Origin of the sequence: Methanohalobium sp. (genome assembly GCF_046546175.1) — an archaeon.
Classification (GTDB): domain Archaea; phylum Halobacteriota; class Methanosarcinia; order Methanosarcinales; family Methanosarcinaceae; genus Methanohalobium.
Window position 1 is genome coordinate 16636 of record NZ_JBKGYF010000001.1, and the last position, 12208, is coordinate 28843.

The 12208-nt window shown below is 38.6% G+C and carries 10 protein-coding genes and 1 pseudogene; 10 read left to right on the forward strand and 1 reads right to left on the reverse strand.

The window, feature by feature from the left end; all coding sequences use genetic code 11:
- The 4 genes from ACLFMM_RS00095 to ACLFMM_RS00110 all read left to right on the forward strand — a co-directional run bounded on the left by ACLFMM_RS00095 (nt 1) and on the right by ACLFMM_RS00110 (nt 3808).
- Nucleotides 1-1464, forward strand: a complete 1464-nt coding sequence (locus ACLFMM_RS00095) for an RtcB family protein (RefSeq protein ID WP_410806676.1) — start codon at nt 1-3, stop codon at nt 1462-1464.
- A 213-nt stretch (nt 1465-1677) separates the two neighbouring features.
- Complete coding sequence (locus tag ACLFMM_RS00100) at nt 1678-2148, forward strand: PUA domain-containing protein (RefSeq protein WP_410806677.1); 471 nt, start codon at nt 1678-1680, stop codon at nt 2146-2148.
- Between the two features lie 96 nt (nt 2149-2244).
- The gene (locus tag ACLFMM_RS00105) at nt 2245-3207 is read left to right on the forward strand and encodes an acyltransferase (protein WP_410806678.1); all 963 of its coding nucleotides are present in this window, start codon (nt 2245-2247) and stop codon (nt 3205-3207) included.
- Between the two features lie 64 nt (nt 3208-3271).
- Nucleotides 3272-3808 carry a winged helix-turn-helix domain-containing protein gene (locus ACLFMM_RS00110; RefSeq protein WP_410806679.1) on the forward strand — a complete coding sequence of 179 codons (537 nt, stop codon included), beginning with the start codon at nt 3272-3274 and terminating at the stop codon, nt 3806-3808.
- Between the two features lie 41 nt (nt 3809-3849).
- Here the strand turns inward: ACLFMM_RS00110 and ACLFMM_RS00115 are convergent, their stop codons facing one another.
- Entirely contained in the window at nt 3850-5154 is a 1305-nt protein-coding gene (locus ACLFMM_RS00115; protein ID WP_410806680.1) for a DUF4139 domain-containing protein, read from the reverse strand.
- A 398-nt stretch (nt 5155-5552) separates the two neighbouring features.
- On the opposite strand from ACLFMM_RS00115, the gene ACLFMM_RS00120 reads away from it, so the two are divergent.
- The 6 genes and pseudogenes from ACLFMM_RS00120 to ACLFMM_RS00145 all read left to right on the forward strand — a co-directional run bounded on the left by ACLFMM_RS00120 (nt 5553) and on the right by ACLFMM_RS00145 (nt 12204).
- A complete protein-coding gene (locus ACLFMM_RS00120) occupies nt 5553-6659 on the forward strand; it encodes an acetylornithine transaminase (RefSeq protein ID WP_410806712.1) in 1107 nt (368 codons plus the stop codon).
- The gene (hisC, locus tag ACLFMM_RS00125; RefSeq protein ID WP_410806681.1) at nt 6646-7743 is read left to right on the forward strand and encodes a histidinol-phosphate transaminase; all 1098 of its coding nucleotides are present in this window, start codon (nt 6646-6648) and stop codon (nt 7741-7743) included. The genes ACLFMM_RS00120 and hisC overlap by 14 nt, the downstream gene beginning before the upstream one ends.
- 2 nt (nt 7744-7745) lie before the next feature.
- Nucleotides 7746-8510, forward strand: a complete 765-nt coding sequence (locus ACLFMM_RS00130; protein WP_410806682.1) for a ribonuclease H-like domain-containing protein — start codon at nt 7746-7748, stop codon at nt 8508-8510.
- A 44-nt stretch (nt 8511-8554) separates the two neighbouring features.
- Entirely contained in the window at nt 8555-10360 is a 1806-nt protein-coding gene (uvrC, locus tag ACLFMM_RS00135; RefSeq protein ID WP_410806683.1) for an excinuclease ABC subunit UvrC, read from the forward strand.
- 255 nt (nt 10361-10615) lie between these two features.
- Nucleotides 10616-11347: a glucose-6-phosphate isomerase family protein gene (locus ACLFMM_RS00140; protein ID WP_410806684.1), complete on the forward strand. Its 732-nt coding sequence runs from the start codon at nt 10616-10618 to the stop codon at nt 11345-11347.
- Nucleotides 11348-11427: 80 nt separating this feature from the next.
- Nucleotides 11428-12204, forward strand: a pseudogene (locus ACLFMM_RS00145) (DUF128 domain-containing protein).
- The last annotated feature ends 4 nt before the right edge of the window (nt 12205-12208 follow it).

Sequence of the window (12208 nt, forward strand, 5' to 3'; positions counted from 1 at the left end):
ATGAAAGGTGATGATATTAAAGACAGTGAAGTTTATCAAATACTTAAAAAAGTCGATGATAATATATGGGATATACCAATTGGTTATAAATCAATTATGAAAGTACCAGGACGTGTGTTTATATCCAGTGAATTGCTGGAGGATTTGGAAAAAGAAACACTGGACCAGGTAGCAAATGTTGCATCTCTACCGGGTATACAAAATTATTCGATGGCAATGCCTGATGCTCATCTTGGATATGGATTTCCTATTGGAGGGGTCGCTGCTTTTGATAAAGACGAAGGAGTTATCAGTCCTGGTGGAGTGGGTTTTGATATAAACTGCGGTGTAAGGCTTCTTAGCACCAGTTTACAGATGGATGATGTCCGACCGCAAATGAAACGGCTTGTCAATGATTTGTTCAACAAGATTCCTTCGGGTCTAGGGTCAAAAGCCAAGCTTCGTGTATCAGATGCCGAACTGGATGATGTATTTGTTAAGGGTTCACAATGGGCGATTGAGAACGGATATGGAGTAAAAGCTGATGTAGATCACTGTGAAGGAAAGGGTTTGATTGAAGGGGCTGACCCGTCACAAGTGAGCAAAGAGGCACGCAAACGCGGGAAACCTCAACTAGGTACATTAGGAAGCGGCAATCATTTCCTGGAAGTCCAGTGTGTGGATAAAATCTATGATGAGAATATTGCATCGGATTTCGGCCTTGAGGAAGGACAGATAACAGTTTCTATACACTGCGGTTCAAGGGGTGCAGGTCATCAGATATGTTCTGATCATCTTCGTGAATTAACACAGGCGGTAAAAAGGTATGGAATCGATTTACCGGACAAACAGCTGGCATGTGCACCCGCAAACTCTAGAGAAGCGCAGAATTACTTCAAGGCAATGGCTTGTGCAGCCAATTATGCATGGACTAACAGACAGGTAATTACCCACTGGACAAGGGAAGTTTTTGAGAATATATTCGGTAATGACCTTGATATAAACCTTGTTTATGATGTGGCACATAATGTTGCCAAACTTGAAGAACATACAATCAATGGGGAAAGAAAACAGGTTTATGTGCACCGTAAGGGAGCTACTCGCGCATTTCCTCCATATCATCCGGAGTTACCAAAAGACTATCAAAAATCTGGACAACCTGTACTAATTCCAGGCAGTATGGGCACACCATCCTTTGTACTGCACGGAACAAAAGATTCAATGGATATCTCTTTTGGCAGTGCCTGCCATGGTTCAGGTCGCCTCATGAGTCGCAAACATGCGAAAAAGGAATTGTCAAGTGAAGGGATACAGAAACGTCTCGAGTCAATGGGGATTACAGTTAAAGTGGCAAATCCTAAGATGATTTCTGAAGAAGCACCTGAAGCGTATAAGTCCAGTAGTGAAGTGGTTGATGTGGTCCATGATGTGGGAATAGCCAGAAAAGTAGCCCGGCTAAGTCCTGTTGGTGTTATCAAAGGTTAAAAAAAGTAGGATGGAGGAAACGGTTTTGTTTTTAGAGGGGATGAATGGTTTGCTTGGTAACTGTAATTTTATATGCAAGCAATTTCCGTTTCCTCAAATATTGAGTAGTTTATTATTATATTTAAAGTTGTTCAATACTTAAGGAATTTATTTTCATTTAGATACTATTTATGACCGCCAAACTTATAGTATTCACACTATATTTAAAAACCCATGGGAAACAAGCCAAAAAAATTATCAACGGTTCAAATAATGGCGGATTATCAGTTTGGTAAAGGTTGTGGTAAACAACTTTTTACTGATGATGTATCTTTTTTATTATCCAGAACCAGACGGATAAGACAGATTCTGCATGATGGCGAAAGAATCGCAACAATCAGAGCCAGTGATGGGGTGCTGACATTGAGTATTAAAGGAGCAGAAATTGTCCATGGGTACATTTCAAAACCAGGTCAAAGGGTAGTGGTCTGTGAGGAATCTGTTCCTTTTGTTTCCAGAGGAAAAACAGCATTTGCCAAACATGTTATTGAAATAGACCCTGAACTTCGTGCAGGTGAAGAGGTACTTGTTGTAGATGAATCCGACAATCTACTGGCAACGGGGCAACTTCTATTATCACCTGAAGAAATTCATACTATAGAAAGAGGCAGCGCTGTTGATGTAAGAACAGGTATCCAGGAGTAATGAATAATATTAATAAATCTATATATATTATCTAATATTATAGTCTGTATAGAATAGAATTGTGTAATTTATAGTTTTCAACACTAAAATGAGTAATTGAATGGATTGGCAAGTATCCTGATTCTGGAGAGTGAAACAATCACCGATACAAAAGACGATTTCCTGAATAATTTTGTAATCCCTGATAATACAAAAATGGAAGAGCACAACATAGTTGTGGATGGAGGAGCCATCGTAGGTAATCATTCCAGTCTCAATTACGGAATAATAGCAAACTCTGTGATATTAGGTGAAAGTGTTCAGGTATCAGGTGATATATCCTCCACATCAGATGTCAGGATTGACACTTGGTCCAAAATAGGTGGAAATGTAAAAACCGAATCCAATGCCTATATAGGAGAACTTGTGTCAATAGATGGTAAACTGATGGTTAATGGCGACCTTGATGTTGGAAACAATGTAAAAATCAATGACGGATTCGTGGCAAAGGGCTGGATACTTGTCAGGAATCCAATACCTGTCATGGTATACCTGTTCTTGTACATCAGTGAACTTCTCAGACTTGGGAAAGATGAAGAGGTTGAAAAGGCGCTTGAAGACCTCTTTACCGATGATGAGCTTGAAGAATCAATGAAATCCGGTGCAATGGTTGTACCAAACAGTTCCAGAATCTCAGTGGATTCCATACATGTACCTGCACATGCCATTATAGGAAATAATTGCCGGTTAATCGGGAATATCCGGTCATCATCCCTTGAAATGGGTGATAATACAACACTCTATGGCAGTATACGTACCCGCAATGATATAACCATAGGGAAGAATGACAGTATCCATGGCAATATTGTTTCCAAAGGTGATGTAACCATTGATGAAAGAACCCATATACTTGGTGAAGTGAGTGCCAACACCATTCATATTCATGAGAGTGCACTTGTGGATGGTCTGATGAGAGCACCTAGTGGGCTCAGTTTTGAGCGTGAAGATGAAGTAGAAAATATGGGTGATGAAAAAGAGGTAGAATCTGATAAAAAGGAACTTATCAAACTGGATATCTGACTAATTGTGATATGCTTTACAAAAGTTTTATTAACTTTTTTGTTTATGTAACGATGAATCAAATATGGATCGAGTAGAACTAGATAAATCATCATTCAAGGCACTGGCTTCTGATACCCGCATTGAAATCATCAAAAATCTCAACAAAAATAACATGCGGGTTACTGATCTTGCTGAAAAAATGCAGTTATCCAAACCTACACTTATCGAACATTTAAAAAAACTTGAAGAATCCGGTTTGATTGATAAAGAAAATCGTGGAGAAAAGTGGGTCTACTACCGGTTAACAGATAAAAGCAGGAATCTTTTAGAGCCAAAATCAGACATAAGAATCAAGATATTACTTGCAACATCTGTTGTGGCGTTTATTACCGGGTTTGTTCAATTGTTCAGGTATTTCAGTCCTTTCCAGACTGGAACTGAAATGATGCCAATGGATGAAGAATCCAGAGAAGCCTCTGAAAATGCTCCTGCACCTCCACTAGAAGATTTATTTTCTATTATACCATGGGATACAGTTATTTTACTGGGTGTTGCAGTAGTAATGCTTTCTGTCGCAATCTGGTATTTCAAAACAAGAAGCTCCCCACTGGTTGAGTAAAAAAAACAAATAGGATAAGATGAGGTAAAAGTCTCATCTCATTAATTTCCAGGTGAAATCTCTTTTTCAGCGGAGGCTTTAGACCCTTTAACTGTTGTTTCTTTGATTTCTTCTGCAACTTCAAATTCTATGGTTCTCTCACTGTTTGCTCCTACATTGACTTTCCATTCAATATAATCTGCAGTTCTGTCAACGGTATCAATATTGGAATTCAGCAGTTCGCCAAATACCCACATGTAATGGACGGTAACAGTTTTTGGGCTTCTGTCAAAGTTTGTAATGGTGATTTCACCGGCTCTAGTGATGTTATTTTCTTTCTTGTTTTCTTCAAGAATTCTTGTCTCACCCTTTAGATCAAAGGTATTACCCAGGTTGATTTCAACCTCTGCACCAGCAGGAGTTCTGTCAATTGAACTCTGACCAATCATTACCTGTAAACCGTCTTTTTCCTTATATACATTTACAGTACCTTTTGGCAGTGGTTCGTTATCATTTGTAAAGGACAATAACTGCTGGACATTTTCGTTTCCACTTTGCCTAAATGTTGTGTATAGATATTCGGTTTTTGAATCGATTCTTTGATCCAGATATTTGGTGGACTGTTGGGAGTGCTGGTCCAGTGTCAGATGTCCGAGGTCGTACAGGTACATTCTGCCTACTTTTTGGGTTTCAGAAATTGACCTTTCGAATTCGTCCATCATAGGACTTTCAGCAAAACCAACATATCTGTTCATAACCTGACCTGAAATCAAATAGAAGTTTCCATCGAAGTTTTTATTGCTGGGGTTTTTGATAATCATGTCTCCACTGAACCTGTTGCTTCTATCCGAATCCTTCATGTACAGGTTGTAGGACGCATCCCATGTGATACCATCTATCTGGTACCTGAGCTGGAAATCATGAGTTCCACTCCTTGTAGCATCAATCTTTGCCATAACTTTTGTACCTGTTTGATTTGTTGTTTTTATCTGATTGATATTGTTTTCAGTAATGTAGAATACACCGTCTTCATTTTCCAAAACCAGATAGCCTGAAGGATAGTTATTTTCAATTCTTAGAAGAATGCCTGTAACAGTTTTTCCGGAAGTGAGTTCGATTTCGATTTGTTTACCGATGTTGTTTCTCAAATCGTCTCCAACACTTGTTTTGATACCCATTACTTCATCCGCATTCATGTTTTCAGGTTCAACTTTTATGGAATCTGGATTGACATTTTTCAAGTTTTTAAGGTCTTCAAGTTCAATCCATTGGACACCACTATTAAGTTCAAGTCTGATGTCCTTCTCTACTATACTTCCCTGATTTGAATCATAGATTAGGTAGTTCTCATTTGAATCCCCGTTCACTCCATATACCTAAGCAGGTACCGCAATTATAAGTACTGCAATCATGCCCATTATTAGAATTGCTTTTTTTAAGTTAGGTTTCATATTTACCACCAGATATAAATCCTGCTTATAACTTTATGAAATCATTCTTCTTGTTAGGAAAGAACCTAACAACAAAATTGTGATTATGACCATTAATTCAATATAACATCCCCATTATACAGCAACTTAATATATTTGATAGGATTAATAAATTCAGTATTAAGGGATTAGATTGCTCATTAAATGAACTTTGATTATACTTAAAAAATTAAGTTAACTAGTCTACTTGTATTTAATAGGATTCAGTTGAGGGAGAAATATTGCCCCGGTCAGAAATATACGAATCAATAGTTAGTAAGGATGAAAAATATGTGATGCAGAATTACACCCGTCAACCCATAGCATTAAAAAGAGGAGATGGTGCGGTTGTTTATGATGTGGATGGAAACCAGTATATAGATTGTCTGGCAGGTATTGCGGTAAATAATGTAGGACACTGCCATCCATATGTTGTACATGCGATAAAAAAACAGGCTGAACAGTTGATTCATGTATCAAACCTGTACTATACAGAAATCCAGACTGAACTTGCTGAAAAATTGGTTGAACTTACAGAAATGGACCGCATTTTCTTCTGTAATTCAGGGGCTGAAGCAATAGAATCCGCAATGAAACTTGCCAGGTCGGTATCGAATAAAACGGATTTTGTTGCAACCGAACAGTCATTCCATGGACGTACCATGGGTTCACTCAGTGTAACTCATAAAGAAAAATTCAGGAGACCATTTACCCCTTTAATACAGGGTGCTACTTTTGTTCCTTATAATGATTCGCAGGCTATTGCCGAATCAATAACTAAAAACACAGCAGCGGTTATAATTGAACCCATACAGGGTGAAGGCGGGGTAAACATTCCATCTGGTGATTATCTCAGAGAAGTACGAAAGATATGCGATGATACAGATACACTTTTAATATTTGATGAAGTACAGACAGGTTTTGGAAGAACCGGTGAATGGTTCTGTAAACAGCATTCCGGTGTGCAGCCTGATATAATGGCGATGGCAAAAGCAATGGGTGGAGGCTTTCCTATGGGTGCGATTGCATCAAAAAAAGGAATTACCTTTGATAAAGGTGAACATGCATCAACATTCGGAGGTAATCCACTTGCCTGTGCAGCATCCCTTGGAGCTATAAAAGCCATCGAAGAAGAATCACTGGTACAGCATTCAAAGGAACTCGGGGATTATTTTGTAGAACGTCTTAAAAGTCTCTCACGTGAGGATGTAGTAGATGTACGTGGACAGGGTCTTATGATTGGTGTAGAGTTGAAATCTGGTTGTAAAGACATTTTGAATTATGCACGTGAGAATGGGGTGCTTTTAAACTGTACATCGGATTCGGTACTGCGTCTTGTACCTCCACTTGTTATAACCAGAGAGCAGATAGATAGGGTGGTGGATATTATTGAGCAGGCGTGAACTCATTAAAAACGGTATTGAAGAGATATCAGAATATGTGCCCGGAAAATCCATTGACGAGATAGCATTGTCCTATGGCCTTAACCCTGATGCAATCATAAAACTGGGTTCGAATGAGAATCCGCTTGGTCCATCACCTGAGGCTGTTGATGCACTTGAAAGACACAGGGCACACTCCCAACTAAGTGTGTATCCATCTGCAGATGCAGGTGAACTTGTAAAAGCGCTTTCTGAATATACAGAATTTCCTGAATCAAATCTTGTAGCTTCAGGACCAGGTATGGATGGTTTGATGGATAATCTGATGCGTCTTGTTATTTCAAAGGGTGACGAAGTTATAATTCCCACTCCTACGTTTTCCTATTATGAAATCGCAGCACGTGCAAACGGAGCATCACCAGTTTTTGTGAAAAGGGGGAATGATTTTAACGTAGGAGCAGAATCCATACTTGAAGCAGAATCATCCCGAACCAAAATGATTTTTATCTGCTCACCGAACAACCCATCCGGGAACCTCATCGATGAAAGAGAACTTCGCAGTATTGCGGAATCCGCAAAAGGTCTCGTATTTGTGGATGAAGCCTATGCAGAGTTCGCATACAGGAATATGTCTGACCTTGTTACTGAATACGATAATCTTGTTGTAGGTAGAACCTTTTCAAAGGCTTTCGGCCTGGCTGGTATGAGAATAGGATACGGAATCATGCCGCAGTGGTTGAAATCCGAATACATGAGAGTATCCACACCTTTTAATTTGAGTAGACCGGCAATAACATCAGGAATTGCTGCTCTCTCGGATACCAGACACCTAAAACAGAGTGTTGAACTGGCAAGGAATGGACGAAAATATCTTAAAGACAATATACCTTTTAAAGTATATGACTCACAGTCGAATTTTGTACTTGTGGATGTTGCACCTCAAAAAGCTCAGGAGATATGTGAGCGGCTGCTTGAGGAAGGAATTATTGTCAGGGACTGCACATCTTTCAGAGATGCAGGAGATTCATTGATTCGTGTAACAGTAGGAACGCATATCCAGAACAAACGGGTGGTGGAAGCCTTCAAAAATCTATACTTGGGTTGATTATGCTTACAAGTACTTATATACACATCCCGAAAGTCGGAAAATCGACCGAACATAAGATATGGGCATCAGGAATAACAACATGGAACGAATTTATAAAGCACCATGATACAGTTCCTATACCTAGATCCAAGAGGAATGTAATACTGGAAGGTATCGATGAATCAATGGAGCGGCTGGATAACAGGGATTCTGAATTTTTTGCGAATACATTACCCGGTTCAGAACACTGGAGGGCTTATCGTAATTTTTCGAATTCCATTGCCTATGTTGATATTGAAACTACCGGTCTTTCCAAGAGTGATGATCATATCACAGTGATAGGTGTATACAACGGAGACCATGTAAAGTCATTTGTACACGGTATCAATCTCGATGATGTAGAGGATGAGTTGAACAAATACGAATTCATTGTAACGTATAATGGAGCCTGTTTTGACCTTCCGTTTATCAAAAAAGAGTATCCAGAACTGGAATTTAATCAACTCCATGTGGATTTGATGTATCCGCTGCGAAAACTCGGGTTAAAAGGTGGTCTCAAAACTATAGAGAAAAATCTTGGTATTGCAAGGAGTGATGACACGGTAGAAATTTCAGGATTCTACGCGGTGGTATTGTGGGACAGGTATCAAAAAGGGGATGAAGGAGCCCTTGATTTACTGCTTAAGTACAATCGTGAAGATATAGTAAACCTTGAAACAATCCTTGATACCATTCATCCCAAATTAGTTGATAAAACATTTTCAGACGCAAATAATACTGTCTGATACAATATCGCTTTAAAAAAACAGCAAAAAACTGCATAAAAAAGATGTCTTATAATTTTGATATTTCACAATTTCCAGACCTACCCGGTGTGTATCTGATGAAGGATAAATCAGATACAGTGATTTATATCGGGAAAGCACGTTCTCTTAAAAAGAGGGTAAGCCAGTATTTCCAGTCTCAGAGGTACCACTCTCCAAAAACCAGGACACTTGTAAAACACATTGACGATGTCGAGTATATAGTTACAGAATCAGAATTAGAGGCACTGATCACTGAAGCCAGCCTGATAAAAAAACATAAACCCAGATACAATGTCCGCCTAAAAGATGACAAACGATATCCTTACATCAAAGTAACCAATTCAAAATATCCTCGAATTTATCTGACACGCCGGAGGATGATGGATGATGCACTCTATTTTGGACCATATACAAATACCAGAGCAGTACGAAAAACCCTTGACATTATTTCTAGAATTTTCAAGATCAGAAAATGTAAAACAAAAATCGATGCAAACAAAGACCAGTCAAGACCATGCCTCAATTACCACATCAAACGCTGTCTTGGACCCTGTATAGGTGCGGTCAGTGAAACCGAATATAAAAAAGAATTGGATTCGGCTGTCAGGTTTTTAAAAGGTGAAAGTACTGGTCTAATAAAGGACCTTGATGAGAAGATGCAGCAATTATCCCTCAATCAGGAATATGAAGCCGCAGGTGTAGTACGCGATCAGGTTGTAGCTCTTAAGAACTTAACTCAGCAACAGGTTGTAATATCTGGTACAGACGAGAGGGATGTGATAGCAACTGCTGCTGATGAAGATGCAGTCTATGTCCAGTTGTTCTATATCAGAAACGGAAATATAGTAGGCAGATCGGAATTTATAATGGACAGGGGTGATGGAGAAGTATTGGTTCCAGAGGTATTGTCCGGATTTATCAAACAGTACTATCAGGATTCACCTGTTCCGCCTGAGATCCTAGTGCAGTATGATATCCCTGAAAGGGACCTGATTAAAAAATGGCTGTATCACAAATCTGGGATGGATGTTCACATCCATGTTCCTCTTAAGGGTGATAAAAAACGAATTCTTGACCTTGCTGCCAGAAATGCTCAAATGTCTATGAAACAGTCACAAATGAAACAGGAATCTCAAAAAACAAATGAGGTGCTTGAAAAACTGAAATCTGACCTTTTACTTGAAACACTCCCCTATCATATAGAAGCTTTTGATATTTCCAATATTTCCGGTACAGATGCCGTGGGTTCGATGGTGGTATTTGAAAACGGTGCACCTGTTAACAGCAAATACCGGCAGTTCAATATCAAAAATGTGGAAGGCATCGATGATTTTGCAATGATATCTGAAGTAGTGTATCGAAGATACAGCCGGGTTTTATATGAAAACAAACCACTCCCTGATTTGATACTTATCGACGGGGGGCCCGGGCAGGTCAGTGCTGCAAAAAAATCCCTTGAAGGTTTGAATCTGGGTAATATACCCATGATTGGTCTTGCAAAACAGTATGAACATATAATATCGCCGGATAACGAGGTAATAATTCTTTCTCAAAAATCGGATTCTTTAAAACTGATCATGCGGATACGTGATGAAGCTCATCGATTTGCAGTTTCTTCACACCGCAGAAAACGTACTGCAAAACTTACTCATTCAGCACTCGACGGCATTCAGGGGATAGGTGGTGCAAAAAAACGTGCGTTATTGGAGTACTTTGGTTCGATTGATGGTATAATGAATGCATCGGTAAAAGAACTGATGAAAGTTGAAGGTATCAGTAAAAATCTTGCACAAAGAATTGTGGATTATTTTGAGAACGAAAAGAGTTAATTGTTAATCTAACAAGCTTTTCTGAAAATGTCTGCTCTATAGAAGGGGTCAAATAATTTTTATATCCCAATACTTTCAAAAATGATTATATCATAATTGTGGAATTCTTAAATCATTCATGTATTAGATAGTAAAACTTAAAACATAGCGCATCCAAATTAAATTTGCAACAGTTTTCAAGTTAACGATATTGCTTATGCATAGATTAATGAACTGATTAAATGGTAATAGGGTCAGATAACGGGAGTGTAATTCATGGTTAAAGAGATTAAATTTGGCAGAATCACCAGAACTGCTGATGTCAGAATGTTAAATGATATGCGTGAAGTACTTTATGACAAGTCCCAGGTCAGTATACGAAGAAATCCTGAACTGTATTATATGTATCGTGAGATTTATAAAGATGATTATGATTTTGAAACCATCAAAAAGCATAACCTGAGATACGATATCACTGTCATTCCCCCTAGGATGATAGGTAGAGAATATGTTAAAACAGCAGGTCACTGTCATCCCAAGGTTCCAGGTACGGATGTTTCTTATCCAGAAGTGTATCAAATTCTAGAAGGGCACGGTACCTACCTATTGCAAAAAATGGAAGGTGGTAAAGTCTATGATGTGGTTGTTATTAATGCACAGGCAGGAGATTATGTTATAATCCCACCGGGTTACTGCCATATCACAATCAATACATCAGATAAAACACTAAAAATGTCCAATTGGGTATGCCGTGAATTTTCTTCAATTTATGACCCTATAAAAAGACATAGTGGAGGAGCTTATTATCTTCTTGATACAGGTTTCATCAAAAATCCGGAATACTATGAAATTCCGCAGATAAGGTATATATCTCCTACTGAATATCCCAAATTCGGTCTTAATGAAGGTCAGGATATGTATAATCTGGTATCAGGGATTGGAAAGTTGAGATTCCTTAAAAAACCCCAAGAGTTCATGGACGATTTTAACTACATAATAGGAATATAATCAATGCTTATAGTTCCGGTTGGATGATAACACAAAGGTATACAAGGCTGATATATGTAGGATATAAAGAGAGGAATTAAATGCAAAAACAGGAAAATAAAAAGGATTACCGTGTACAATTTACATTATCCAAGATTGAAGACCTGATGTTCAGGACAAACTATGATCTGAAAACAGGTAAAGGTGATGTAATAGTCAACATTTCTCTTATCAACAAACAGGATCTTAACAGGGTACTTGAAATTTTCAAGACAGCAATGATGAGTGGGTTGACAGTAAACCCTTTTATAAAAATACTCAATGAAGGGGACACCATCGGAAGTTTAACAGTTGATGAAGAAAAAATAGGTCTTGCTACAGTATGTAGCATAACAATCGATGGTATACTGTTAAAAAAAGGTATTATTGTAAATCCAAAATTCGGTGGTCTGGTCCAGATTGAAGAAGGATCACCGGTGCGTTTTACCGATGTCCTGACATATGCAAGTACTTCCATAGACCCATTGTAAGCTTTGATGTCACAAGAGATTACATCAGTAACCCAGATGATAAGAACCGGTTCAGGTAAAATACTGGCGAACCTGCGGGAAGTGCCAATCGCTGCCAGATATGATATAGACCATGTTCTTTCAGAGATGATGGATGCGGGGTTTAGCGGAATTCTGGAAGTAGGGGAACCAAATCGACGGATTCTGGATGTGCCAATTGAAAGAGACCATCTCGGAATCGTTGTTATTGGCGGTACCAATCCGATGGCAATTGTCAAAGAACACGGAATTCCTATTGAAACAAACGCAATGTCTGCTGTAATAGATATCGAAGAGATGAGTGATATTAAAAATATAAGTCTGGATTGATGAA